The organism is Neobacillus endophyticus, assembly GCF_013248975.1.
GTDB classification, from domain to species: domain Bacteria; phylum Bacillota; class Bacilli; order Bacillales; family Cytobacillaceae; genus Neobacillus; species Neobacillus endophyticus.
On the sequence record NZ_JABRWH010000001.1, the window covers coordinates 4,501,839 to 4,527,524 of the forward strand.

The following is a 25,686-nucleotide window of genomic DNA, read 5'->3' on the forward strand; positions in this document are numbered from 1 at the left end:
AGAGATGTATCTAAATAGAAATTTAAATAACATTAAGAAAACACCAATCGTGGTGTTTTCTTAATGTTCTAAATATAATGTTTTTTCTTTAGCTAAAGTACCCTATTTAATAGCTCTTTTCTTATTATTTAACGAATTCTTTTTCAGACAGCCCCAAAATGTCTGTATTTTTAGGTATGTAACCTAGCAGACGTAGCATTGCTACAATTTGCCCTTTATGATGAAATTCATGTGTAATAGAATGGATTAGTAATTGGTGTGGTGTTTTTCTTATCGTCCCACTCCCTACTTTCCAAGAAGACTCTTTTTCGATCATAACATCAAATTGATCAGCGAATTGTTCAAATACAGTATCTACATATACATCCGCTTGTTGAAAATAACTTTGAATATCATCAATTTGCATAACATTGATAACTTCCTTTGGTAATAACGGTGAAGTTGTTTTTGAAAGCACAAAAGAACCCAGCCAAGCATGATAACAACCCGCCACATGAACTAAAGTATCTCTTACACTTTGAAAGCCAAATCCTAACTCTTTTGTAAAATCATTTTCTTTCAATTCTTTACACTGGTCTAGTAATATCTGTCTCGTTTGTTTTACCCACTCATATTCGTGTTTTTCCATAATAATCCCACCCCGTAGAAATATTAATTACCAGAATATTCTTCTAATTATACACAAACGGGTACTATCATTAAACACCTGAGTTCATCTCATTTTAATATAATTGAACAATCTTTATTACAGAGCTACATCTACTTCTTTATTGAAAAAACCTGCCCACCTCGTAGAAGAAAAAAGTAAAATCGTATATTTTATGTACTAATTCATTGGAATAGGAACATTAATTAAGTTCATTACTACTTCTGAATTTATAAGAGGGCACCATCTAAGAGTTTAAAAGGGCTTGCTTGATCTCATTTAATATATATTCTCTGTTATAGCTTGATTTCATTGTGTTTGAAAAATAAACGGTAAAATTCCGTTTAATTTGGGAAATACCCCTATTTCCTTAAAAATAAAGGAAGTTTTTCCTTTTATATGATCCAAATCTTTGGATTTTGTCTTATTTAAAGCAGTTAATCGGAATATCTCCGCTAATGTCTGCTTCTTAAACTTCCTCTATATACAATAGCCGGAAATTCTCAGCCTATGAATTTTCTTACCTACACGAAAATCACAAATGAATAATAACAAAGCCAATAAATAAACTACTCTAGTTTATGAAAAAATGGTGATTTAACCGTTTCTTTTCTTTCAAAAAAATCATTTTATATCATAGGACAACTTGTCTAAATAAGAATGAAGAGAGGCAAAAATATGAGCCATACCTATGATAATATTATTTTATCAACTGGCGTGTTACGAAGAAACTCTTTGACCCAATTTATCGTTGTGGAAGCCATGAATGTTGATCCAGATGACACTTTTACAGTTAGTGTTTTCATGTTTGACTGGTCAAGCGGTTCTGCTCGCTTCATTAGATGGTAAAACACTTTCGGAAGAAAACCAGAAGGTGATTTTCTTTATATCCTTCCGGTTGTTCTCCATGTGTATTTCCTTTATTAATGCTCGAATAAGCATCTTCTTTTCTTCACTATCTGCTTTATTGAATAATTCATTAAAGTTATGTAGGGCAGCAACAACTACTTCTTTATTGATATTATTTTGCGCAGATACTTTTTCAATTTCTCGGCTTTGTTTAGAAACCTTCTTTTTAAATTCATCAATTTGAATTTGTAACTCATTGGACAAGCGATTATATAGTTGGGTCTCAATTTTCTCATCAAAGTAATCACTATCCAATTTTATCTGTTTACTTAATAGTGAATTTAACTTTGCCTGATAAATTTCAAATTCTTTATATACCGGCTCAAAAGTATCTTCTTTTTCGGAATCTAACTTTTGAATAATTTTATTAATGATTTCTTCATTTTGTATTAATTCCGAAATCACACTTAACACCTTTTGTTCTACTACATCTTTTTTAATTAGGTTGGTGCTACATGCTGTTCTCCCTTTGGAATGGTATGATTGACACATATAGTAGAGATGGTAGCCTTCACCATCTCGTTTTTTAGTCATACACATAACTGTTCCTGCACCACATTTTGGACATCTTAATATGCCTGATAGGAAAAAATCACCTTTAAAATTTCGATTGTTGGAGAAAGCTTCTTCTTGGAGTTGGTTAACCTTTTGAACCTTTTCCCATAAATCTAAACTGATAATTGGAGTGTGTATTCCATCAATATATAATGGCTCCGACTTCCCTTTTTGACTTTTCTCATTCAATTCCCTATGCTCGCCCCACCTTATTTTACCGATGTATAAGGGATTTTTGAGAACAAATTTAACACTTGAAATACTAAAAGGATTCTTATTCTTGGTCTTTTCTCCTCTTTTGTTTAAAATATTCACTATTGCTTTGAATCCAAGACCATTTGCGCGCATGGTAAAAATATCCTCGACAAGTTTCTGCTCAACCTCGTTTACAACTAAAAATTTCTCTACACTATCATAACCGAGGACTGTTCCACCGTTCCAAAGTCCTTCTTCTGCCCTTTTCTGCATGCCAGAATTTACTCTGTCTATGATGGTTGCCCGTTCATAACTTGCAAAGGTACTGAGTAATGAGATAAACATATATCCTGTTGTCGTGCTGGAATCAATGTCAATAGACGTGATAACCAGCTTTTTGTTATATGGGGTTAAATGTTTATCAATAAAAATTAATACATCCGTATTTTTCCGTGACAAGCGGTCTACCTTCCATACTAAGATGATTGTAAATCTATCCTCACTTAAATCCTTAAACATCCTTTGTACATCCGGTCTATTAAAATCCTTTCCGGAATATCCATCATCGCAATATACATCGTATATCTCCATCCCTTTATTATCAGCATAGTCTCTTATCACAGATTCCTGTGCTTTTAGGGAAAAGTTATTCTTTTGTTCCTCCGTTGAAACTCTAATGTAGATTGCCGCACGTACTTTACTCATTTCATTTATGCTCCTTTTCATTGGTAGATTTTTTGAATAATCCTATTGTCTAGCTTAAAACAGTATCAATAGACGTAATAATCAGCTTTTGTTAAATGGGGTTATTTTTGCTCACATTATATTGAGCCGCATCGCTTATGAAACGTGAGCCACTCCATTTCCAGTTAGAACACCGTATTGAAATGGAGTGAGAGGCATGATAGGCTTATTGCCAATCGAAACCATCCTGATGTGAATTCCCAAGTGGCTCACGATGATGTAATGGAGTGGCTCAAAACTCAATAATCAAATACAGGAGTTAAATGTTTATCAATAAACATTAATACATCCGGTTTCTTTGAATCTTCCCCAGATTCCCCCATCATTGCAATATGCATCGAATACATAAAATCCCTTTCTTTCAGCATAGTCTCTTATCGCAGATTCCTGAGCCTTTAGGGGCAAGTTATTCTTTTGTTCCTCCGTTGAAACTCTAATGTAGATTGCCGCATGTACCTTATTCATTTCCTTTTTCCTCCTTTTCATTGGCATATTTTTTGATTAATCCTGCTAATACATTAATTAATTCGACCTTTTTTAATTCCTCAGTTGTTGGAATAATTAATTCCGTTTTTTCAAGTGTGGTATTCATGATGACCTCCAAAGATTTTATATTGTTTTATGTACTGGCAATTTTTATATTTTTCTTGCACGTATTTTCATTGTTGTAAACACTACTTCTTTTAGCTCCTCACTTGCGATAGAAGAAAACAGGTCATCTAATCCAATTGGAAACCCGTTATAACAACTTAATCCGAGTTCAACCATCCTTCTTGTCGACCCCGTAAGTCCAGGTGCTGAGACAACATGGGTCTCCTCTTCATCATCCCAAACTGTAAAGTAAAAAAGTGGACCAAAGGAATAATCAATGTCACTTAAATCCTCGATACAATCAAAGATTGGTGGGTATGAACACATATATATATTGGATTCATATTGAGTATCCTCACCACTTTTTAGACGATACTTCGACATTAATAGATTGTAATTATTTTGATGTTCCATATTTGAAAAAAACATTTTTTGACCCTCCAAGATATTAATTATGAATACAGGTGAATTTTTAATAAGCGCTTATTTCGAATTCGTAAAATAAAATTAACAAAAATAAATTTAAAAAACTTAAGTTTCGTTATTTTTTTTTGAAAAACAAAAACAAAGTTTATTCAAAACATTAAAAATATATTGACATTTATCTATTTACGTTTAAAAGATATATAGATTTTTGTTTTATGGAGGGAAAAACATGTTACCAAATAAAAACGGAATGTTTTCAATTAAGCAAGTACAAAGTTATGGTCTTCCTATATACGACTTTACAAAGAAGGATGATACTGGAATACCCTTTGATTTTTGTACTCGTAGTCAACTTTTGCTTCTAGGGATTAAATTAAATGATGAACAAAAACAAGAAATGATAAAGGGGTTTGTTCGATTGGAAGGATACAGAGGTTTTGCAGCTCTTTATTCTTTTAATGAAATAAGAGAATCATCTAATTGATTAAGTTTTTTCAGGAGATGGCTCAAGTGCAGAGCGGACCACAATAACGCTATCTGCACCTTTGAGCCGCCTCCTAAAAAACTTAGTAATAAAAAAAGGATTTTAAAAAAATAGATAAAAACTATTAATCGTCATCACATAAGGAAAAAATTCAAAACACTTATAAGTCATAAAATAAAAAGAGTCATTTTTTTCAGACTATTTTTATTTTTGACTTGTAGCAACGAACGAAGTGAGGCGGTAGTATTTAACCGGCTATTCTAATAGCCGGTTGCACCTTACCAGCGGTAATTTTTTAGGAGGTTTTTTGGTGGTAGATTTAAACAAATGGCTTAATTTACTAGATAACCCAATACCAATAAAATGTAATGTTTCAATTGATAGAATAGCCTTAATGGGTAATTTTACCTATGGTTCTCATTTATTGTTCCAAAAAATGGTTACATCTGAATCTCTAGTCGAAGGGAATCCTTTAATTGTAATTGAAAATGGGATTACTAAATATCCTAAAGGTAAGATTTTCAATGATATTACCTTTATATTTACAAATAAGGAAAAGTTTAAAAATTCTAGAGATGTTAAATTTGAATTTAATCCTAATAAATTATCAATAGAGCAAATAACATACTTTAAAGATAAAATTTTACCTTTAGTAAAAAATGTTGGATTCACTAGAATTGACATTGCTTTTGATATTGAAACTAAATTATCTGATTATATGATTATTCAAAATAATAAAGTTAGGAAAATTCACCTTATTATTGGTAATGATGGGAATATAGAGACTTATTACATTGGCTCTCGAGAATCAGATTATATGGTAAGAATTTACGATAAAGTCAAAGAAATCAAAAACAGATTAAATAAAGGAGAAAAAATAACAACGTACGAAGAAAAAATTATAGCTTCAAATTCTCCTCTGTGGCGCATTGAATTAGAATTGAAAGGTGATTCTGATTCAATAAAAGCTTACTTGGACTCACCTGAGGATATATTACAAGGGATTCAATTTATCAAACCTGATTGGAAAATGGTTACAAAACAAAAGGAGCGTTCTATGGTAAAATTATTTATTGATGCACCTGAAGAATTTAGTAATTTAAAAAATACAAATTCAATTAAAAAATATAAAGATTTGTTATCTTCTGTTTCCCCATATGATTTAACTGATTTACTGATACAACGGTATTCAATCTGCCAAGATGATTTAATGGAAAATTTAAAAGAATATATCAATTCATCAATAAAGATGTTTTATGACGAAGAGTTTGAAACGCCTAATGATATTTTGAATATGTCTAAACAAGAATATGAAAAGCAGCAAAAAGAAAAAGAGAAATTATTAAAAGAGTATGAAGAGAAAAAAGCTTTATATGATACACTTGATTCTATTGATTCTGAAACAATTTATAATGAATTATTTCAGATTAAGATGAAACACATTAAAAAGCGAGAATTAATTGGCTTTTTGGAGCTTTTAGGTTTTTCCCCTTCTGAAATTAAAGATGGGAATATATCTATGGATGAAATCGAAAGACGAAAAATTGAGCATTTAAAACGAAATAAGGAATATTTAATTCAATTAGAAAAGTCTAAATTTGCGGGAATTAGGAAAAACAATAACTAGAACGGTTGCATCTTCATGCAAAACCGTTCTAGTTTGTTAAAAGGTTGCCCTTTTTCTTAAGGCTTCCCTATCTGTATTTTGTGGTGGTTGTTCCAGCCACTTGTTTTTAATCATTAATTTAATACCATCAGTTGCATAATCGATTATTTCAGCCATTAGTCTAGTGTAATGTCCGCCTAAATCTTTTCTAAGACTTGTACTTATTGATGCTCCATATGCCGCAATGTTAATGGCAGTTAAACTTGTAACTTGAAACATCATTAACTTATCTGAAAATGCCGCATCAGATGATTTTGAAATAGTTGAATCCCAAGTAGTTGGAAAAGGAATCCCCTCTTTATCGAATATATCTCTAAAAACAGTCTCATGTTTTGCTGCTATTTCCATCCCCCTCTCCATGTATTTCCTAACTTCAGGTAAATTAGCTGTTTGTGAAAAGCCGCCCAAATATGTTCTGCCAATAGAATTTGTCTCGCAATTAATAGAAATGTTTGCCATTTCTACTACTGTTAAAGGACGATGTTGACCTATTAGCCCAGATAAAAATGATTCACTTTGTAAGTATTCCGCTTTATCCATTGGAGGTATAATAGGAGAACGAACCAATACACCCTTTTCCAGTAGTATGTCACATGCCTCATTGAATAATTTCATAAACATTTCCGACGTTTTTGAAAAGACACTCCTTACATCTTTTCTAGCCAATACTGCAAGAAATGTAGCTGAAGCTGCTGTCCCAGCAGCTGCCATGTGTTTTATGTATCTTAGTGTAAAAAGGTCAGAGTAGATACGACCAACTTTAAGGTTAACGTCTTCTTGTGTAAAACCAATTGGTACAGCATGCTTTTCTTTTTCAAAGATTCGTTTAACTTCACCTATAACAAAATTGCAATTTGTTAAAGCTGTTTGAATAATGTCCGTCATACTATTGTCTTCGTTAACTTTTGCAAAATGCTGAACTATACAGTAGGACATAGAATTTTGCATATATGCACTCCATAATGCAGCAACCTCTGAAGAAGTAAGCTTTGGATTATGCTCCATAAATCAATAACCTTCCTTCATTATTCTAACATTCCATTAGAATGTTGATTATACTTGTTCGCAATTAATAAGCGATACTCAACTAATTTAATATATTTAATCCCAGATTAAATCGCAGGGTACGGGTAATTAATGGACAGTATGTGAATTCACTGTCGGTCACGCTTCTTATTTTGACGATAGATATAGGTTATCATTTGCATTGATTTAATTCCCATAATACCTAGTATTATTGAATTTATAGTTGTTAAAAATATACCTGATATCGCTATCCAAAATAAAGTTGTTATTTTTGTCCCCTTACTAAACATTCCAATATCCTCCACAAGAATATTTTTTATTATGTTTAGCAAAATTATCAAAAATATCCTCATTGTATACAATAAAGCGTTTCTATATCGTCCACTCTTTTACTGTTAAATTAGACTATCTTGAACCATTAGTTTAAGTACAAATGTTCACAATTTTATTTTTATCCGCCTTTTTTAACACAAATTTAAAAAATGGTTTATCATTTAATTGTCTTTAAAAGATAGGAATAGGAGTGAATGTATGTTTTTAAAAGGTAAAGGACGTGTCATTACTTGCGGACATTTTACTACCAAGATTAACAAAAAAAAGATGTGTATATTAAATGTCCAAGTGAACGGTGAGGTTCATAAATTCTTTGGTAGTGGCAAGATTCCAGAATTTAAGTTCGGTGAAATTATTGAATTTACGCTTATAGCTCAAAAACAAAAAGGAACTGAATACAGTTTCTATCTTGCAAAAGCTGAAGCAGTCGAAAATGTAAATCAATAATAAATAAAACGGCAGCAAAAAGCAGCCGTTTTATTACACTTAAAAAATAGCCTTCTATATTAAAAATTCAGCATTTTGCTATCGATATTTAATTCGACCCTCTGCTTTACGACTACTTGTGATAAGGTTCTCCTGTTATTATACCGATGTTAGACCCCACCACTCAAACAGTACCTCCAAATACAAGACGAGAATTTAGATCATCGCCACTACCTGCTTCTACTTTCGATTATGAAGTCAGAATCATACGTCCAGACGATAGAGATCTTGTTACCAATGTTTTTGGATTAAGTGCTTCTCCATTTAATCCGGAAGAAGGCAATAATGTTATACAACATGACTTAGCAAAAGTAAGATTAAGATAAGTAGAATACTAAAAGGACCAGGATTTATTTTGTTTGGTCCTTTTCATTTTGGCGCTGTAATCCCAAAAATTTTCTTCATTGAATCCATTTTTTGTTCAACTTCCTCGTTCGAATAAACTGAGGCTGCTGTTGCAACCTGATAAATCGATATAAGCCCCTCTTAAGTAATAATAATCACAAATTTATATACCCAAGCTGCTGACCACATTTTGAAATTCCGCCGAGTAAATCTTTAATGGCATAAAATCGGCGAAGCGACGAAAAGGTATTTTTTCGTCGCCTCAGAAATTATTTGGAATTGATTGTATTATCGCTGTTTTTTCTGTATCTTGGTGCTGCCCCTAGTTTAATTCTATTAGATAGGGATGGTAGAAACCGCTCTGGTAACCTCTGGTGCGATGCTGCTAATTGAATCTGCGCGTATTCGGCCATTACAATATGGTGATATACCCTTCCGTTCCATGTACGCGAATTCGTTGTCCATCTTTAATCAGTTTAGTGGCATTTTCCACCCCAACAACTGCTGGTAAGCCATATTCACGTGCAATAACCGCTCCATGAGTCATCAGTCCACCTACTTCGGTGACTAGGCCTTTTATGGATACAAACAATGGTGTCCAGCTAGGGTCAGTAAAGGGGGTGACTAATATATCTCCATCTTCTAGATCAGCATCTTCCATATTTAAGATGACACGTGCTCTTCCCTCTATAACTCCTGCAGAAACAGGCAGCCCTACGATCGCTTCTTCTGGGAGATTTTCTCGTTTGTACTCACCTGCAATGATTTCACCATCAGAAGTGATCACACGTGGGGGAGTTAATTTTTCATATAATTTGTACTCGTCTTTTCGTTTGCTGATAATCCGGTAATCCAGTTGATTGGTGCGTACGACTTCGTGAAGTTCGTCAAAAGTGAGGTAGTATATATCTTCTTTTTCATGAACTGTGCCCGTTTTTACGAGTCGTTGGGCTTCTTTCATTATTGCCTGCTTATAAACGAAGTAGCGATTAACCATGCCGTATTTTGGATATTCACGATACCCAATGAAATTACGAATACGATCAATCATTCGTTTTGTCTCTTTGGCCTTTTGTTCACCATCCGGCAATTGCTTCAATCGAACTAATAACTCTTGTTCTTTTATTGAAGCCTCCTGTTTCCCTTGCTCAAATTTCCGCTTGCCGGCATTAGGTTCAAAATTTTTGATGTTACTGAGAATCATGGGGACAAGTGTAATTGGTTTCTCGCTCCAACGAGTTTTCGTCATATCGATTTCTCCGCTGCATCGCATTCCATATTTGTTGAGATAATCATAGATAGCATCCCGTGCTTCCTGTCCTCCCTTAAACTTAACCAGTTCTTCCAAAAAGTTATCATCTTTAACTTGTTGTAAATAATCAATTACTTCTGGATATGGGCGAATCACATCTGCGACATCCAATAATGCTAGACCCATTTCCGAAGTAACATTGTTTGAAACAGATTGAGAAAGTATGTCTGCTACGTTTTGTTCACCTAACCACTCCATCATTTTTTCATTGATCCAATGTGAAGCATTTATAGCAGTCATAAAAACAGCTGTACTTTGTGGGTCAAATAAAATCTTCTTTAACTCTTTGATGTCTTCCAAAATAAAATCAAATAGATCTGATCCTGATATCGATTTAATGTTTTGTTTTAACTCTTCTATCGACGTTTGACTGCGCTTAATCAACTCATGCACAATGGTCGGATTATTTTCGATTTTTTCTGTTATATCTGTATTGTTTCTGTTGGGACTCGGTGCTTTTTGATCATTTGGTAACGATTTTATAAAATTTCCTCGCTCTACAACAGTCGTAAGTGCGTCTTTCATGAGCGGATCATGTTGTCCCATGGTATTTAATAACATGTTTCTGCTGTCAAGTGAAGCCAACATGGGTGTGACATCCACAAACAACCTTCCGCCAGCCTTACGCATAGGTGCAGGAGTTATTAATAGGTGAAAAGACAAGCCCAATGGTTTAAAGGGCGCGGTCATCATTTGTTGATGACCGACAGATACGTAGACATGATTTTCTTGATCACTTGCTTCAGGGATGGGGAAAAGCGTTGTGATTGGTCGACTCTGGAGTATATTAAATGTATCATCCGCCAGACACCATTCGATATCTTGCGGGCAGCCAAAATATGCTTCGATCTGTCTTCCGATGCGGGCTAGTTCTAAAATTTGTTGGTCAGTAAGTGTTTGAGTCTTTTGCTGTTCCGGATCGAGCGGCACGGTCACTGTTCCGCCTTCTTTTTGTCCATAGATCGCTAATTTTTTTGCTGCAATTACCTTATCGACGATTTGATCTTCCTGCACTTTATAACAATCGGCGGAGACCAAGCCAGAAACCAGAGCTTCTCCAAGTCCGAAACTGGCATCAATGGAAAGCAGCTTTCGATTAGATGTAATCGGATCGGCGGTAAATACAATACCTGAAGCCTTTGGGAAAACCATCCTTTGAACGATAACGGATATATATACATTAAGATGATCGAATCCCTTTTGAATTCGATAGATCACAGCACGATCCGAGAACAGGGAAGCCCAACATTTGCTGATATGCTTTAAGATGGCTTCTATTCCGATGATATTTAAATAGGTGTCTTGTTGACCAGCAAAAGAGGCATTCGGTAAATCTTCAGCAGTCGCACTAGAACGCACGGCATAAGCATGCTCATCGCCAAACTGGGAGAGATAATGAGCAACTTCTTTCACAACATCGGAAGGAATTTCTACTTCTAAAAGGATTTGTCGAATCTTCCTGCTGATTTCTCCAATTTGATCTCGATCCTCTACTTTTAGGTTTGTTAGTTGTTCTAACAAAGCATGAAAAGTTTTGTTTTGTTCAATGGCTTTTAGGTATCCTTCTGTTGTAACACAAAATCCTACTGGAACATGCATTCCTTGAATTTTTGATAACTCCCCTAAATTTGCCCCTTTCCCACCAACGAGCAAAAGCTGCGTTTTATCCATTTCCTGAAAACCGAGAACAAAAGAACTCATCTTATATCTCCCCTAACATTCAAATCTCATATTGAATTTTAGCAGTAGTAAATGCGAACAAAAAGTCTATATTGACCATTTTTTATATGGTATAATTAAATTAGGAAAAGTATAATTTTTTTTAAAACACCTTGGCCATATCGTACATTAACCAAATTCTCTGGCTCATCCCATCGAAAGTTATTTCCACAACGAATAGAACTAAACTCTACTATTTTCCTTTTAATTTGTTTATTTTCCCGAAAATAACTTGTATTCGGAAACTTATGTAACGATGCCTTTTACGCATGATTTCCTCTACCAATTACGCATTTATTTTAACAAAAAAACCTACAAATTAATAAAAAAGGACAACTAAATCCTCAGATAAGATTTTTGTGCCCTTTTTTAAGTTTATTATAAACTTGTACACGGAAACAGAACCCGTTACAATCATGGACCGACTATATTAAATGCCTATTTAAAGAAATTTACTAATAATCTCCGCTACTATATCCTGATTTCTGGAGTCCCGACCACGGTTACGGCCTCTAGCATCCCGATCTTTGTCCAGAATCCTTTTAATTATTTCTTCAACATTGTCCCGATTTCTAGAACCGCGACTACTTTTGTGTTTCCGGCTTCGGTATCTGGATTCTTGGGCGCTGATGTTCCGATTTCTATTGTAATGTCGGCTCTGGTCACTGGTATCTCGATTTCTATCGTATGCAGTGACTCTGTTATCCCGATACCCATCGTAAACTTGGCTTGTTTGAAGATATTCCTCAGTAGGATTGGATGTTGTTGAATCGACTGTACCTGACTCTGTTATCGAACCGGAGTTGTCGAGTCGGATAGAAGCATCTAAGTTATTCCAAGCTGGACCAGACCACTTAAATTCATCGTAAAGATGTGATGCACCAGGATCATTCCATACTGGATCGGACCATTTAAAATTATTTCTTCTATTCAAGATTATCTCCTCCTTTACAAACGAATACTGCGCTATATGCTATTCACGGAGGCTATATATGGCTTGTACATACGACTATAAAGGATGACACATTTCCAAACATTTCCCTAGTTGAGATGAGAGTGATTTTGAAAAAGACCTATTCTACGTTATTACAATGGAACACATGATTCTGAATTTGTCATTTTCCTAAAAAAATTAAACTAAAAAGGTCCCCCCTTGTAGGAACCTTTTGATTTACAATATTTTTGTCATATAAACACTATTTGGATCATCCTTGTAATCTGAAAACGGTTTACACAATTGAAATCCAAATCCTGCATACAATATTCTGGCTGGTTCGAAAGTATCCATAGAGCCTGTTTCCAAGCTTAGCCGAGAGTAACCACGCCGCTTTGCTTCATCAATAATATGTTGAAGAATTCGTTTGGCTACCCCTTTTCTTAGATGGGATGTGGATGTTCGCATTGATTTTATCTCTCCATGTTGACTGTTAAGTTCTTTCAATGCACCACATCCAAGCAGGTCATTTCCTTGCCAAGCACTCCAGAACGTAATCTCAGGCTTTTTTAACTGTTGAAGATTTAGGGCATGCATACTCCCAAGTGGAGAATTATCTGCCATACTTTGAAGATGCTCCCTTACCAATTCTGCAACTTTCATGCCACTTAAATCATCTATTCTAATTTCCAAATCTAACCCTCCAAAAAGAATTGTGCTAATTTAAGGTTATTTGTAATTCCCTAAACTTTCTACAATGATGGAAGATTATCTAACACACTAATATTCAAAGTCGACCGATCTGATGTTCCTGCAATAAACAACCTTATGGATTTTATTTAATTAATTCCTACATTACTTCATATACAAACAGGGAATTCTAGTGTTAATTATTATTTAGCAAAAGGTGGGAATCCATGGAAATATGGTGTGATTTATGATTTATATTGTAGCATTAGCAGGCTGGTTTTTTGCAGCTTTGCGATGGGGGGATTGGAAAAATTGGCGCCGGTATCATGCAAGTATTTTGTATGTGTATTTTTGCGATATCCTTTATTATTTCTTGACCTTTAATTACCCTCTATGGAATTTGGAACCAAAGGGATTTGTATCCAATCGAGCGATCGCAATTGGTTTAGAGCTTATTATATTCGCATGCAGTGTTTTAATTTACCTTGGACGTTTTCCAAAAGGTAAATTAAAACCCATTATTTGGATTGGATTTTGGGTAGTACTATATACTTCAATTGAAGGCGGACTATTTTGGTTAGGTGTATTTAAGTACTTTCATGGCTGGACAATCCTTAAATCTGCTTTGTTCAATATACTTGCTTTCCCTATGATTAGACTTCACTTATCAAAGCCAATACTCACTTATCTTTTGTCCGTCCCAATAACGATCGTATTGTTGTTTTTAAACCACGTTCCTGTGAAGTGACATTGCAGGAGTTGGAAAAATACCATACTCCTGCGCTTTTGATGCAACTTTTACCCAATCCATTACAAGCATCATGGTGTTGAAAACTTCCATTTCTTTTAGTGAATTTTCATTATGATTGCAGCCTCATCCGTCCTTCTTTTCCAAATCATGTGGTGATATCCATTACCCCAATAATCTTCTAATACGTAATCTGGTTTTCCAAATTTTTTGGTCCATATTTTCTGGGCATTGCTATATCCGCTGTCTAAACAAAATTCTTTCATTCCCTTACTTTGAAGGGTAATGTACATGACATTCCATAATAGGGTCCCTACCCCCTGTTTTTGATACGCTACATCTACAAATACCGTACCAATTTCAACACAATCCTTCAATTGACCATTAGATGCATTTATAATTAAATCACTAACAGGACCATATTCAATTGTTCCTATGATTTTATGATTCGTTTTATCGATCGCCAACCAAAAGAAGTGAGTCTCTCCATTACTATCAAAGTCACATTGAAGCAATTGTTTTTTTGATTCAATTTCATTCTTAATTTGATCCTGCATTTCACTTATTCCTTCTTCATGAAATGTATCTTGAATGACCCTGTTAAAAAATGACCACAACTCAAATGTGTCATCTTGTTTTGGTCTTCTTAATTCGATGTTTAACATAACATCTCTCCCTTTTTCTACTTTTTTATGCCATCAGAAAAATGGGTGTGTTTCATACGATCTTAAAAAATCATTACGGGATCAACGACGATTACTGTTATACCACCTTAGTTGTTAGAATGAAAAACGTTTTAAAATGGCGCAGTTAAATATGACTGGTGATTTCCGTCATATCAACAATATACTTTAACATAGTCTTAATACATAAATGACAGGTATTTTTGGTAATTAAACTAAATATAAATCCTAAAAATTTTAACAAGAAATTTTATGGTTGTCCCCTGGACTAACAAAGAAAATAAAACGTTAGCAAAGGTCATTGCTAATAATAAGTCTTTCCCCTGGAAATGCGGTGTAATGGATATGATCAGTGCAATAGACAATGATCCTTTTAAACCTCCCCACGCTATCGCCGTTTTCCAGGTAAATGGGACCGATTTATCAAAGGACAGGCTCAAAAATACGGCTGCCATTCTCGAAAGAACAACAATCGCAATACTCCCTAATACAAGACCCCAATTTCCTTCAAGGCCAATCCTCATAACCTCCAGGCCGACCATGAAAAATATCAAAGTGTTTGCCAAAAACGCAATGGCTTCCCAAAAAGCATCCATGTGGCGAAGTGTCTGTTCCGACATGCCTATTTTCTTCCCATAGTTTCCAAAAATTAACCCTGCAACGCCTACAGAAATCACGCCTGAGACGTGAAAGTGTTCAGCGAGTTCAAAAGACCCATAAAAAAGAACGATCGACAATCCGATTTCAATCAAATGCTGATCTATATGCCGAGTAATCCTTGATGCTAAAAAACCAAATACAGCCCCTACGATGATTCCGCCAATAACAACTTTTAAAAATTCTAGAGAAGCATGCATGACACCTGCAGACGATAAAGCTGTTGTTACAAGACTTATCTTAAAGAGAACAACTGCCACACCATCATTACCTAAACTTTCACCTTCCACTATAATCGATAATCTTTTATTTAACTTCATGGATTTAAAAATGGTTAGGACGGAAATAGGATCTGTAGCTGACATAACTGCCCCAAACACAAGAGATTCTTGTATTGATAAATGTAACAAGTAGAATGAAGCAGTAGAAACAAATAAAAACGTAAGCAATGTCCCAAGAATAGACAAAAATATAATGGGTTTGTTGTTCTCTTTTAATTCTTTGAATGGCAGCTTTAACGTTGCTTCACCCAATAGCGCTGATAAAAAAATAGTGATGATGGCCGTTTGAAAAAATACATCATTTGTTACCCGATTTTTCATTTCGTCCAAAATCGGAATAGGAAGCATTCCGACGGTAAGTCCCGCAATCACTAGGAGGGTTGGATATGGCTGGTTTATTTTTTCTGCAATAAAGGCCACTGCAACAGCGATTGCAAGAAGAATAATCCAAACTTCAATCATAATTTCATTCTCCTTTCTTATAAAAAGTATGAGTGATAAAAAAATAACATACAAAAAGAGCCTGCCGCCAAAGGACATAATTATCCCTTGGTGACAGGCTCCTCCAAGAATGTTTTATTTATTCTTTTAAAGTTTACCATATAAAAAGTAAAATTTAAACTTTTGCAAAGTAATGCTTTTTTAAAATTTTTTCATAAACTGTTACGCTTGGCAGACAATATATGTGTCGAATGTAAATGAGGTGAAAAGATGAGAGAAACAAAGACGATCGTTTCAGCTACAGTTATTCTGTTCTTCACGATCTTATTAAACGAACCTATTTTCAGTCTTAAGGTAAAAGCTGTACCTAATGAAGATGCTCAAACCAGTGTTGTTCATTTCCTTCAAGCACAAAAAAATTGCCATGTTGATGAGATGATGAAATATTCTCAATATTATCTTCCAATCGGTAATTTAAAAGAGGCTTACTCCAGATTTTGCGAAAGAAACCCTTTACAAAAAGCAACGATCACCAGTGTTAATTTGATTGATCAAGATATAGCAATTGTTTCAATCGAAACGATATACAAACATGTAATTAATATTAGAACTGCACCAATGTTCAAAAAAGACGGGCAATGGAAGGTTGTTATGGGTATACCACCATCAGGTGTAAAATCTTTAAATCCGAATAGGGACAATACAGGACATAAGGTAGCAAAGCTATTTGAAGATTATTCTAAAGCCATGAAAGCTCATGATGTGACCAAGATGAAGGCATTCATTAAAACGGTAGCTAAAACAAAGAATGACCAGCTTGAACAACACCTAAAAGCTTTTAGTCAGGCAGCCCCTGAAATTTCGACATACGGAGTCCAGGTGATCACTGATTCACTGGCAATTGTACAAGTTGAAACCAAATATTCAAATCACAGTTATCTGCAAAATCTAGCCGTTTATAATGATCATGGTCAATGGAAATTGATCTATGGACAACCATTAACAAACTCCTTTATACCATTAAGCCAAACATCTATAGAGGTACAATAAATCATATAAAAAGCTGGGATCAATTATTTGATCCCAGCCTTTTGAACATTTTAGTTATATAAAGACTGTTTTAATGCCTCAAGATTTTGTTTCATCACTTCCATATAGCCTAGTCCCTTTTTTTGCTCTTCTTTCGTTAATCCTTCGAGAGGATTTAAAACTTCAGTTTTCGCACCAATTTCAGTTGCCAATGTTTGCGCCACTTTTGATGAAGCTAGTCCTTCAAAATAAATAATTTTAATGTTTTTCTTTTTGGTCAAATCGGCTAATTCTGCCAATTTTGCAAGGCTTGGCTCAACATCTGGGGATAATCCTGCTATTGGAATTTGTGTTAAACCGTATTGTTTTGCCAAATATCCAAATGCAGCATGTTGTGTTACAAATTCTTTTCTCTTTGCCTTCGCTAATGTCTCTTTGTATAAATGATCCAAATCGGTAAGCTGTGTTTTAAATGCCGCTGCATTTTTTTCATATGATGTTTTATTTTTAGGGTCTTTTTGTTCTAAAGCTTGTGCAATTTGATCAACTTCTTTCTCAGCTAAAACAGGAGAAAGCCATACATGCGGATCTTTAGAGGCTGAAGACTTGCCTGGGTCCTCAGGGTCGCCATTGATAAGTTTAATGCCTTTAGCAGCCTCCACAACCTTTAATTTCGATTGGTCAATACTATCTAACACTTTCGCAGTCCAAGTCTCCATATAACGGCTATTGTAGACAAACACATCCGCGTCTTGAATCATAGCCATATCCTTTGCAGTAGGCTCCCAATCATGCGGTTCTACCCCATTTGGAATCAATAAATCAACATTCGCTGTGCTGCCGGCCACTTTTTGGGTGAAATAATACATAGGATAAAATGTTGTGACAATGTTCAGCTTCTTTTTTCCATTACTTGTTTGATCACTGGTCTGAACTGCATTTGAGCAGCCGCTTAGTAACAACAGAAAAATAATAAAAGGAAATACCATTTTTTTCATGGTTCTAATCCCCTCCATTTCTTTAATTAGGAGTCATTACGATTTAAAATAAATAACATATTCGTATTATATAAGTTTTTAAGAATCAACAAATCGTAAACATTACGAATTGTATCTTATAACGATTATCCATATATGTCAAATTAAATTTTTTTCATAAAACTAATGCAAAAGCACCATCCTAAAAAGAATGGTGCAGACTTCTTATTTTGCAAACACATGATTTCCAATTCTGGCCGTTACTTGACGTGATAACATCCAAGAACTTTGTGACGTGGCAGGGTTGTAGAAAAATAATGAGCCTTTTCCTGTTCCCATAAGGGCAATTGCTTCGTTTACTGCTTTAAGGGAATCGGCATCTGCAGCCTGATTTATTTGTCCATTTTGAACAGGTGTAAAAGCGTAATGTCCATTTGAGATTTGATAAATTACACCATGAACAGTATTTGGAAAATCAGGGCTTTTTACTCGGTTTAAAATAACTGATGCAACTGCCACTTTTCCCGCGTATGATTCTCCGTTTGCTTCAGCGTGAACTAGGCGTGCCATTAACCCTTTATCTGCAGGAGAAACTGGTGAATTTGGAATGGCAATATTTTGTCCTGCATAAAGCGGCAGCGAATGATTGGCTGCTTCCAAACTATTTAATGGTACTCCGAAGCCTTTAGCAATCTTCCAATAGGATTCACCATATGAAACTTTATGGTAAGTTGTCGCTGCTTCAGACTTACTATTAAATGTAAAAGCTGACATTGATAAAATGACACCTGCGGTTATGATGATCTTTTTAAGATTCTTTAGTTTTTTCATGTTTGATAACCTCCTAGTTTTTCGCTCGTTTGATCTACTACTAGGCTATCAAATGTAATATTTCTAATCATGAACCAAAACTTGGTAATAGAAAAAAAGCCTACACCACCCATTCATACAAAGCCATTAAAATATATTTAGTTAAAATTAACCACCAAACAAAAATCTCCAATTTTGACCATAATCGGGAGAGGATGGTCTTATTGTTACAAAGGTTATCAGCTCTGTAACACAGCTGTCCTTTATAAGAAAATTAATTTTCTAAATAGAATGGGTATTAAGGAACAACCCTTCCATTTGCATCTACCCATGAATTTCCTGTCCACCAAATTGGTTTATTTAAGGACGTATCGAAGTATTCTTTTCCAGCATCATTTGAAGTATAATCAGGTCTTTTATTGGAATTACCGCTCTCACTATATTGATCTAAAATTTTAGCTTTGCCTAAACCAACATAACTTTTAGTGTTAAAGCTACTTGCATTGCTTCCTCTTTGAACAACACTATCATAGCTTAATACATCATGACCATTAAAAATAGCTTTAGCTTTTGAATCAGCATCAAACGCATTTGACAGGTAGACAAATCCCGCAATTTGCATATTAGTAAATGAATAAAAATCGGGAGCAGCTACCTCCACAATCGAAACATTTTTGTGAGTACCTGTATATGTACCATAATTATTTGTCACACTGATCCCAAAACCGTACCTTGGAAACGGGTCAGCAACTGCTTTTACATAAACAAATCCATCATTCGCCTTTTCAAAATAATTGTTTTCCACTCTTATGGATCTGGCACTACTATCCCCTTTTGCTGAAATGCTGCCATCAATGACGACTCCTTTTTTACGTGTTGCTTGGATGGTATTATTTTGTACTGTTATAGACTGTCCCCATAATTCCATGATGTTTCCGCCAAAATAGGAAAAGTTACAATTTTCAATATTTATGGCATTGATTTGATTTTGATTATTCGATTGAACAAAATGAATCGCTCCTTTTTTCCCCCATTCAAATTCTGAGTTCGTGATCGTAATATTATTAACATTCCCGTTATCATCTGCATAAAGAAACCAATCTCCGTGCCCTCTCATCCAAACATTATCAATCGTCCAAAAAACCGAATTGTTGCCAAATACGATTCCCTTACCACTAATTGCGTCTGTTCCATATTTATTAGAACCATTTCCAAAAATGCTAATATCTTTAATGGACCCTCTTTCCACATTAGGGGCAATCGTAATGCTGTTGCCTTTATCGGTATTTAAAAGTTTTGTTCCATATTTAGCAGCTCCTCTGATATTGACCGGCTTTTCAATTGTAAATCCCGTGTTCTTATATGTCCCAATTGGAAAAAATAACTCCCCACCCAAAGGGGTAGCCTGGAGTGCAGCTTTTATAGCAGTTGTATCATCCGTCACACCATCACCTTTTGCTCCAAAATCTTTGACGTTCGTATATTCCACTTTCTGAGAACTTACAGGGGCGGTCTTAGTTTGATAGATTGTAATACCCAGAAAAATAGATTCAAATAACAACAGTGATAACAATATCATCAATTTGAAATTCTTATACATCTTTATCACTCCTTTTTCATTTTATATTCATTTTTCAAATGAAAATATCCTTCATATAATGTCTTCTCTTACATATTTAAATGCGTCTGAATGGAAATAACGGGAAATATGGACAGGGTGAAACCAAATAGATTTCACCCTCCTAAACATATAAATTGGACATGAATAAACTTTCAAGACTCAGCGTTTTCTACACATCTTTGTAAGTTCATTTGGTTCTGTAACTATCTTTCTATGTATCTTGACGAAAAGATAGTTTAACGATTTATTTTATTGCTTTTTAATAGGTGTCACGACTGAAAATAAATTTTCAGCAGGATCGGTTATATTTACTTCGATAATTTTAAAACCATTATCGCCAGTTTTGCTTTCATTTTTTCTTGTAATAGTGATTTGCTCGTTTTTCATAATGCTTTCTCTCCTCCCTAACTTTTCTCGCACAGAAGTTACTATATGATGGAAGAGAAAAAATGTGATTGTTTCGTTAAAAAATATTTTAAATATCCTCCAAATTGGATTTTTCATTTAGATATACATATTCTTCAAGTATTTTTTGAAATGATCTGTCCTTATGATTCGAATAGATTCTTTCGTTCTTCAGCTATCTAAACAATAACCGATAAGTGACGAACAGCCTATTCTGGAAAACACCACATTTAAAGAAAACTCGTCGACTGGCGAGCCCGTTAGGACGAAGACAGAGGCGTAGTTCGTTGAAAAGCACAGCTGCTTCTCGACTGCGAGGCTAATGCTCACGAAGCATTCCTATGTGCACTTATGCCAGATAGGAAAGTTATATTCCCATCTGCCAAAAAAGGCATTTCCGCTGATGGTGGAAATGCCTTTGAGCTATACATTTTATATACCTTAATCTACAAGTCAGAGTGTCTCTGATTCCAATTTAAACCCTTCCACGACCACATCTTCATCAACCTCTAACAAGAGGCACCTCTTTCCTTCGAACGTAATATATTTTACATATTTCAAATCTTTCGGGCTGATGGTGACATTGGCCACCTTTGTCTCGATTTTAATGGTTTTAGGGACTAAATTGGTTGCTTTGAATTCATGTTTTTCATCATCTACGACCGCTTTGAAAGCATGTTCCACTTTGGCTGGTTCAACATTTTCTACCCCACTTACTGTTAAAATCCGTTCAATATCACGAGTATCCAATGTTGGGATTTCACTTTCTTCATTTTCTTGATTCGCCTGAACCAACTTATCGATTTCCTCATAAACATTGGAAATGACCTGGGAATCCACTTCGTCTCCTATCACTTCTTTTAAGATGAAATCGAAGCAGTCTTTATCCTCCTGAGCCGTGATAATCTGTTCACAATTAAGGACTTCTTCAATAAATCCAAAATCCGGTTGATTTGCTTTCCCTGCACAATAGAGAATATGATTCACATCTGCCGCATTGTCATTAAATGCTGGGAAAAGAAAGCCTGATAATGGAGAATCTAAATTAATGATGGGATCAAAGACGTTATAAGGTTTGAATTCTTTTTCAATATAGTCAAACATCAAGGACTTTTTCGGCAAATCGGTTTTATTGAGACTGCAAAGAACAAAGTGATTGGAATAAACCTCGTCATCCCCGCCTTCTTCGGAATCCTGATCCCGTTTTCGGGTCGGTTTTCGATATTCTCCACGGATAAACGTCACGACAGTATCAAACTCATAAACGGTATGAGCAAACATTTTCGTGACGATTTCCAGCATATATTCTTTCCAATCATCTGTTGTGTTTTGTTGCAATCCTTCGTAAAGGAACATTTGCGTGCTGTCTTCTATATCTCGTATGAATTTCAGCTCAAATAGTTTTGTATCGAGATGCCCTGTCAAAACCTTTTTAAAGTTTGTCAAAAATAATTCTTGTGCTTCCTGATCCAACATTTGAAACGGCTGACTGACATGATGGTAAATCTCGCCTGATTCTTTTTGAACATAAACATTGAAGATTTCACGAATGTTCATTCGATGATTATTTAATTTAAATTGCTTACGAATATTTGCGATATCTTTTTTATTCATATTTTTCAACTCCCATCCCTGATTATACTGTTCTGTCTTGAAAATAGTAATACTTGATATTTTTTCAATTTTAATAGCAGAAAGAAAGAGAGTTGAAATAGGGTCGGGAAGTCTTTGAAAAGCATTGCCGATTCTTTATGTATACCTGTCAAACTTGGCTGTTGTATAACAAAGCCTTTATATAAAAAGGCTTTGTTATACATATTGATCTCTGCCCCATTCACTAAGAGCATAATCTAACATGTTTTGGAACAAAGCCATAAGAATAAAATCTACATCTAAACTTCAGTTTGGTTTCCATCTTCACCAGAGTTATCTGCCCTTCCAAAACCTCCGACAGTATGCTGCTGTTTAGTATTGGAACTTTCAATCGCTGTATTTGTTCCTGCTGCACTGTCATCGCCGCCGCCACTTGCAACCTGAGTGGCCCCAGCCTGTTCTATGTAAAACAAAACCTTCCAAGCCAAATGGAAGGTTTTGTGAAATCCATATTTTTATAATGTATTGCAGCCTGCTAAAATGGGCTGATACGATTCGTCCTCATTTTCATTCCTCTTTTCCTAGTGGAGTAACAATCCCATCCATGCTGATCGAATTTTTCTTTTTACGGTATTCTTCCAGCTCTTGTTCGGTTTTATAGGCAGCCCATTTTTGAAGGGTATCTCGTTCTCCATTATAGCTATAAAATGGGACACTGAACCCACAGGATGTTTTCACTGTGTCTATCTTGGCATAAATAACTTGCCTTGCACCTGGGAGAATGTCAAAATGCTTGATCGTATCATTCCATTCAGGTGAACTGGGTAAGATCACTTTACCTTTTCCATATAGACGCAAAATCAGCGGAGGACCTTCAAATGCTAAAAACATAATGGTTATTCTTCCATTTTCCTGTAAATGTGCACTCGTTTCATTTCCACTCCCAGTCAAATCTAAATAAGCAATTTCTGTCGGTGAAAAAATCCTGAGTACATCATGCCCTTTTGGAGAAATGTTTACATGTGCATCATCTGAAAGAGGTGCAGAACTAACAAAAAAAATTCGTTGTTTTTTGATAAATTCTTCGTGAGCTGGCAGTAACGATGAATAAAAAGTACCCAAGAAGATCCCCCTTTTCCAAAAAAAATTGGACACACAAAAATGTTTTCAATGACCATCATTTACAGTGTTTATTATTTCGAATTTTCTTGATTCTATAATTTTGGTAAAAATAAGTCAACCAAATATTTTCCATTTATCTTTTAAACGCTTTAATTATTTGGTATATTTGGAAAAATATATATTATTTCAATCTATTATTTGGCGATAAAAAAAAGCAGAGGAGAAATTATTTTATGGCATTTATAGAATTATTAGTGGTTGGTGGTTTTGGATTATTTTTAGGGACAAGAATTAGGCCAAGTCTAAAAAATCAAAGAAAAGTCACTGCTAAAGCCGAAAATTTAAAGCTTCCCTTTGATTTAGGTTTAAGAAATGATTGCGAGTATTCTAATTTCCTAAATGATTTACGAATTAAGCTTGAAGATTCACTTGACCCTGTCTATCTGGAAAATGTTAAAAAACGTGTAATGGAAAAGTGCAGCTGGTCTGAAGCGGAATTTGCAGTATATTTATATGGTGTAAAGCAATTTTTCTTATTAAATGCCGTTTTAAAGTCTGTCCCCATGTATAGTAAAGAAGTGGATGAAATTTGGCATGAAATGTTAATGTTTACAAGAGAATATCAAGCTTTTTGCCAGCAATTTATTGGGGAAATGATTCATCATGAACCAAACATATCCGAAATAACTAGCGAGGTTGAAGTTGCAAGAGCGGAATTTGATTGGTTATATAGTCAATTCTTTGAAATAAACGAAGTGAATAAGTTTATATATAATGGATTTTACCAATTTAAACTGGCCGAAAATCGAATTCATGAATTAGAAAAAATGACACTGGCAGAAATTCAATCTTTCTTTTTTAAAAAGAATCAAATGGTTGTTGCCATTTCAGAATCGGTTGCAGGAAAATTAAAAATGCAGGTCGAACAAGTGAAATTGTTAAAAGCGGAGAAATCACAAATAAAACCTAGTTCAAATGATGGTGACAATGTGTTATATAGTTTATTTTCTGACGAGGCCCAGGATCATACAGACCAAACCGGCGCCCATCACAATAATGGAAGTCATCACCATACGAACATTCATCACCATTCTTGCTCATCACATTCTTGTTCTTCCCATTCCTGTTCATCCTGCAGTTCTTGCTCATCCTAAAGCAGCTGATGATTTAACATGATGTACAAAAGAACAAATATTAAATGAAATTAACATGATTCCATTGAAAGAGGGATCAAAACTGACTGTAGTTTGATCCCCCCTTTTCTTCCAATTTATTTTACCTGGAGTAAAGAATCCAGGATATTTACCAGCTCTTCAATTTCAGGTTTGGATACTTGTGCATCTGCCCCTACACTTTCTCCTTTGTGCCTCAAGTCTTGAGTAATTAAAGAGGAGAAAATAACAACAGGCAAACGATTTAAAATGGCATGATCTTTTATCCGCTTCGTTAGATGAAGCCCGTCCATTTTTGGCATTTCAATATCTGTAATTAAACAGTCAATTTCTTCAAAAACAGCTTCTCCCTTATTTTGGACCATTTCTTCTATATAATCCCACATTTCCTTACCATTAGTTTTAATAGTAAGTTTTTGATATCCCGACTTTTTGATGCTGTCTTGAATAAGTTGGATAAGGAAAGAGGAGTCCTCCGCAAGTAGAATATGTTTTTCACTTCTTGCCACTTTCGGTTCAATCTTACTAGTACGGGTCTCATTTATACCTACATTCGGATTAATTTCAGTCAGAATTTTCTCGAAATCCAATAGGAGAATAATTTTACCCTCTTTTCGTACGATTCCTATTATTAAACCGCCATCATCTTGCATCGTATCAGAAGGTGTATCAATATCTTCCCATGTTAACCGGTGAATTCCTTTTAATGTGTCTACTTGAAAGGCTACGACCATTTGATTCATTTCAGTAATGATCCATTTACAAACCCCATCAAATTTCCGTTCTTGTAAACCAAGGACTTTCACAAGATTGATGACAGGAATAACTTTTCCTCTTAGTTCACTAACCCCCATAACAAAAGGATGAGAAAGCGGAATTGGTGTAAAAGGACGTGCTTCTACAAGCTCTTTTACCTTCAATACATTGATTCCATATGCATTCTCTCCAATTTGAAACTCCATGATTTCCAGTTCGTTTGAACCACTTACTACTTGTTTATTGGTCTCCATCATATGCTCCCTTTCGATTACTTTATATATAAAATCGGAAGAATTTCAATTTAGTTTAACATTATATTTGGGAACA

Annotated in this window: 26 protein-coding genes and 1 pseudogene; 8 read left to right on the plus strand and 19 right to left on the minus strand. The window is 34.8% G+C overall.

The window, feature by feature from the left end:
• Positions 1-124: 124 nt before the first annotated feature.
• On the minus strand, positions 125-628 hold the full coding sequence (locus HPT25_RS22130; protein WP_173069362.1) for a DinB family protein: 504 nt from the start codon (positions 626-628) through the stop codon (positions 125-127).
• Positions 629-1,324: 696 nt separating this feature from the next.
• On the opposite strand from HPT25_RS22130, the gene HPT25_RS22135 reads away from it, so the two are divergent.
• Positions 1,325-1,495: a hypothetical protein gene (locus HPT25_RS22135; protein WP_173058289.1), complete on the plus strand. Its 171-nt coding sequence runs from the start codon at positions 1,325-1,327 to the stop codon at positions 1,493-1,495.
• Here the strand turns inward: HPT25_RS22135 and HPT25_RS22140 are convergent.
• The 4 genes from HPT25_RS22140 to HPT25_RS22150 form a co-directional block, all read right to left on the minus strand.
• Positions 1,463-3,031: a recombinase family protein gene (locus HPT25_RS22140; protein ID WP_312857317.1), complete on the minus strand. Its 1,569-nt coding sequence runs from the start codon at positions 3,029-3,031 to the stop codon at positions 1,463-1,465. The genes HPT25_RS22135 and HPT25_RS22140 overlap by 33 nt on opposite strands.
• 288 nt (positions 3,032-3,319) lie before the next feature.
• Positions 3,320-3,514 carry a recombinase family protein gene (locus HPT25_RS22145; RefSeq protein WP_173069366.1) on the minus strand — a complete coding sequence of 65 codons (195 nt, stop codon included), beginning with the start codon at positions 3,512-3,514 and terminating at the stop codon, positions 3,320-3,322.
• A complete protein-coding gene (locus HPT25_RS29155) occupies positions 3,507-3,641 on the minus strand; it encodes a hypothetical protein (RefSeq protein ID WP_281368237.1) in 135 nt (44 codons plus the stop codon). Before HPT25_RS29155 ends, HPT25_RS22145 begins: the two co-directional genes overlap by 8 nt.
• Before the next feature lie 44 nt (positions 3,642-3,685).
• On the minus strand, positions 3,686-4,069 hold the full coding sequence (locus HPT25_RS22150; RefSeq protein WP_173069369.1) for a DUF2538 family protein: 384 nt from the start codon (positions 4,067-4,069) through the stop codon (positions 3,686-3,688).
• A 226-nt stretch (positions 4,070-4,295) separates the two neighbouring features.
• Here HPT25_RS22150 and HPT25_RS22155 point away from each other — a divergent pair, with 226 nt between their 5' ends.
• Together HPT25_RS22155 and HPT25_RS22160 are read left to right on the plus strand one after the other, a co-directional pair.
• Positions 4,296-4,550 carry a hypothetical protein gene (locus tag HPT25_RS22155; protein ID WP_173069371.1) on the plus strand — a complete coding sequence of 85 codons (255 nt, stop codon included), beginning with the start codon at positions 4,296-4,298 and terminating at the stop codon, positions 4,548-4,550.
• 310 nt (positions 4,551-4,860) lie between these two features.
• Complete coding sequence (locus tag HPT25_RS22160; protein ID WP_173069373.1) at positions 4,861-6,177, plus strand: hypothetical protein; 1,317 nt, start codon at positions 4,861-4,863, stop codon at positions 6,175-6,177.
• A gap of 36 nt (positions 6,178-6,213) precedes the next feature.
• Here the strand turns inward: HPT25_RS22160 and HPT25_RS22165 are convergent, their stop codons facing one another.
• Positions 6,214-7,221 carry a DUF3231 family protein gene (locus tag HPT25_RS22165; protein WP_173069376.1) on the minus strand — a complete coding sequence of 336 codons (1,008 nt, stop codon included), beginning with the start codon at positions 7,219-7,221 and terminating at the stop codon, positions 6,214-6,216.
• A 552-nt stretch (positions 7,222-7,773) separates the two neighbouring features.
• Here HPT25_RS22165 and HPT25_RS22170 point away from each other — a divergent pair.
• Positions 7,774-8,022 (plus strand): hypothetical protein, encoded by a 249-nt coding sequence (locus tag HPT25_RS22170; protein ID WP_173069379.1) that lies wholly within the window; start codon positions 7,774-7,776, stop codon positions 8,020-8,022.
• Positions 8,023-8,147: 125 nt separating this feature from the next.
• Positions 8,148-8,387 (plus strand): annotated as a pseudogene (locus HPT25_RS28830) (hypothetical protein); the annotation flags it as partial.
• A gap of 431 nt (positions 8,388-8,818) precedes the next feature.
• Here HPT25_RS28830 and ppsA read toward each other — a convergent pair.
• The 3 genes from ppsA to HPT25_RS22185 form a co-directional block, all read right to left on the minus strand.
• Positions 8,819-11,419 carry a phosphoenolpyruvate synthase gene (gene ppsA / locus HPT25_RS22175; RefSeq protein ID WP_173069382.1) on the minus strand — a complete coding sequence of 867 codons (2,601 nt, stop codon included), beginning with the start codon at positions 11,417-11,419 and terminating at the stop codon, positions 8,819-8,821.
• A 460-nt stretch (positions 11,420-11,879) separates the two neighbouring features.
• Positions 11,880-12,371 (minus strand): hypothetical protein, encoded by a 492-nt coding sequence (locus tag HPT25_RS22180; protein WP_173069384.1) that lies wholly within the window; start codon positions 12,369-12,371, stop codon positions 11,880-11,882.
• A gap of 237 nt (positions 12,372-12,608) precedes the next feature.
• Positions 12,609-13,064 carry a GNAT family N-acetyltransferase gene (locus tag HPT25_RS22185; protein ID WP_173069386.1) on the minus strand — a complete coding sequence of 152 codons (456 nt, stop codon included), beginning with the start codon at positions 13,062-13,064 and terminating at the stop codon, positions 12,609-12,611.
• Positions 13,065-13,308: 244 nt separating this feature from the next.
• Between HPT25_RS22185 and HPT25_RS22190 the strand changes: the two genes are divergently transcribed.
• Positions 13,309-13,809: a CBO0543 family protein gene (locus HPT25_RS22190; RefSeq protein WP_173069388.1), complete on the plus strand. Its 501-nt coding sequence runs from the start codon at positions 13,309-13,311 to the stop codon at positions 13,807-13,809.
• Positions 13,810-13,907: 98 nt separating this feature from the next.
• Here HPT25_RS22190 and HPT25_RS22195 read toward each other — a convergent pair whose 3' ends face one another.
• Entirely contained in the window at positions 13,908-14,474 is a 567-nt protein-coding gene (locus HPT25_RS22195) for a GNAT family N-acetyltransferase (protein ID WP_173069390.1), read from the minus strand.
• Positions 14,475-14,707: 233 nt separating this feature from the next.
• Entirely contained in the window at positions 14,708-15,892 is a 1,185-nt protein-coding gene (locus HPT25_RS22200; protein WP_173069392.1) for a cation:proton antiporter, read from the minus strand.
• Between the two features lie 249 nt (positions 15,893-16,141).
• Between HPT25_RS22200 and HPT25_RS22205 the strand changes: the two genes are divergently transcribed.
• The gene (locus HPT25_RS22205; protein ID WP_173069394.1) at positions 16,142-16,921 is read left to right on the plus strand and encodes a hypothetical protein; all 780 of its coding nucleotides are present in this window, start codon (positions 16,142-16,144) and stop codon (positions 16,919-16,921) included.
• Between the two features lie 50 nt (positions 16,922-16,971).
• Here HPT25_RS22205 and HPT25_RS22210 read toward each other — a convergent pair whose 3' ends face one another.
• The 7 genes from HPT25_RS22210 to HPT25_RS22240 all read right to left on the minus strand — a co-directional run bounded on the left by HPT25_RS22210 (position 16,972) and on the right by HPT25_RS22240 (position 23,428).
• Positions 16,972-17,898 carry a metal ABC transporter substrate-binding protein gene (locus tag HPT25_RS22210; protein ID WP_173069396.1) on the minus strand — a complete coding sequence of 309 codons (927 nt, stop codon included), beginning with the start codon at positions 17,896-17,898 and terminating at the stop codon, positions 16,972-16,974.
• A 204-nt stretch (positions 17,899-18,102) separates the two neighbouring features.
• On the minus strand, positions 18,103-18,651 hold the full coding sequence (locus HPT25_RS22215) for a cell wall hydrolase (RefSeq protein ID WP_376767984.1): 549 nt from the start codon (positions 18,649-18,651) through the stop codon (positions 18,103-18,105).
• 334 nt (positions 18,652-18,985) lie between these two features.
• Positions 18,986-20,287, minus strand: coding sequence for a glycosyl hydrolase family 28-related protein (locus HPT25_RS22220; RefSeq protein WP_173069402.1), 1,302 nt, complete (start codon positions 20,285-20,287; stop codon positions 18,986-18,988).
• 270 nt (positions 20,288-20,557) lie between these two features.
• On the minus strand, positions 20,558-20,812 hold the full coding sequence (locus HPT25_RS28485; protein WP_217269794.1) for a hypothetical protein: 255 nt from the start codon (positions 20,810-20,812) through the stop codon (positions 20,558-20,560).
• A gap of 354 nt (positions 20,813-21,166) precedes the next feature.
• The gene (locus HPT25_RS22230) at positions 21,167-22,327 is read right to left on the minus strand and encodes a DUF4317 domain-containing protein (RefSeq protein WP_173069408.1); all 1,161 of its coding nucleotides are present in this window, start codon (positions 22,325-22,327) and stop codon (positions 21,167-21,169) included.
• Positions 22,328-22,605: 278 nt separating this feature from the next.
• A complete protein-coding gene (locus tag HPT25_RS22235; RefSeq protein WP_217270000.1) occupies positions 22,606-22,794 on the minus strand; it encodes a hypothetical protein in 189 nt (62 codons plus the stop codon).
• A gap of 79 nt (positions 22,795-22,873) precedes the next feature.
• On the minus strand, positions 22,874-23,428 hold the full coding sequence (locus HPT25_RS22240; RefSeq protein WP_173069411.1) for a pyridoxamine 5'-phosphate oxidase family protein: 555 nt from the start codon (positions 23,426-23,428) through the stop codon (positions 22,874-22,876).
• 233 nt (positions 23,429-23,661) lie between these two features.
• On the opposite strand from HPT25_RS22240, the gene HPT25_RS22245 reads away from it, so the two are divergent.
• Positions 23,662-24,582, plus strand: coding sequence for a UCP032817 domain-containing protein (locus HPT25_RS22245; protein ID WP_173069414.1), 921 nt, complete (start codon positions 23,662-23,664; stop codon positions 24,580-24,582).
• Between the two features lie 116 nt (positions 24,583-24,698).
• On the opposite strand, the gene HPT25_RS22250 is transcribed toward HPT25_RS22245, so the two are convergent.
• Positions 24,699-25,610, minus strand: coding sequence for a chemotaxis protein (locus HPT25_RS22250; RefSeq protein ID WP_217269795.1), 912 nt, complete (start codon positions 25,608-25,610; stop codon positions 24,699-24,701).
• Positions 25,611-25,686: the final 76 nt, after the last annotated feature.